The organism is Pseudomonas fluorescens (assembly GCF_902497895.1).
Taxonomy (GTDB): Bacteria; Pseudomonadota; Gammaproteobacteria; order Pseudomonadales; family Pseudomonadaceae; genus Aquipseudomonas; species Aquipseudomonas fluorescens_BP.
Map to the genome: position 1 here is coordinate 1 of NZ_CABVHQ010000157.1, position 1,055 is coordinate 1,055.

The following is a 1,055-nucleotide window of genomic DNA, read 5'->3' on the forward strand; positions in this document are numbered from 1 at the left end:
CAGACAGTTTCCCTGAAACTGCCAGCCATCGTCACCACCGACCTGCGTTTGAACGAGCCGCGTTATGCGTCCCTGCCAAACATCATGAAAGCCAAGAAGAAGCCTCTCGAAGTGCTGACTCCGGACGCTTTGGGCGTTTCCACCGCCTCCACCACCAAGACCCTGAAAGTCGAAGCGCCGGCTGCACGCAGCGCGGGTATCAAGGTCAAGTCGGTGGCCGAACTGGTCGAGAAACTGAAAAACGAAGCGAAGGTAATCTAAATGACTATCTTGGTTATAGCGGAACACGACAACAAAGTGCTGGCCCCGGCCACGCTGAACACCGTGGCTGCGGCCGCGAAAATCGGTGGCGACATTCACGTACTGGTTGCCGGTCTTGGCGCTGGCGCCGTGGCTGAAGCCGCAGCGAAAATCGCTGGCGTGGCCAAAGTGCTGGTAGCCGACAACGCTGCCTACGCGCACCAGTTGCCGGAAAACGTTGCGCCATTGGTCGCCGAGCTGGGCACTGGTTACAGCCACATTCTGGCTGCTGCCACCTCCAACGGCAAAAACATCCTGCCACGCGTCGCCGCTGCGCTGGACGTTGACCAGATCTCCGAGATCATCTCGGTAGAAAGCGCTGACACCTTCAAGCGTCCGATCTATGCCGGTAACGCCATCGCTACCGTGCAATCTTCGGCTGCCATCAAAGTGATCACCGTGCGTGCCACCGGTTTCGACCCGGTTGCCGCTGAAGGCGGTTCGGCGGCTGTTGAAGCGGTCGCTGCTGTCCACGACGCTGGCACCTCCAGCTTCGTCGGCGAAGAGCTTGCAAAATCTGATCGTCCGGAACTGACCGCTGCCAAGATCGTCGTTTCCGGCGGTCGCGGCATGCAGAACGGCGACAACTTCAAACACCTGTACGCCCTGGCCGACAAGCTGGGCGCGGCGGTCGGTGCTTCCCGCGCCGCGGTCGACGCAGGTTTCGTACCGAACGACATGCAGGTCGGTCAGACCGGCAAAATCGTTGCGCCACAGCTGTACATCGCGGTCGGTATCTCCGGCGCGATCCAGCA

Annotated in this window: 2 protein-coding genes; both read left to right on the forward strand. The window is 60.5% G+C overall.

Annotated features, from left to right (window positions below):
• On the forward strand, positions 1-261 hold a 261-nt coding region (locus F8N21_RS30275), incomplete at its 5' end, for an electron transfer flavoprotein subunit beta/FixA family protein (RefSeq protein ID WP_412071691.1).
• The coding region (locus tag F8N21_RS30280) for an electron transfer flavoprotein subunit alpha/FixB family protein (protein ID WP_150645600.1) at positions 262-1,055 on the forward strand (794 nt) is incomplete at its 3' end.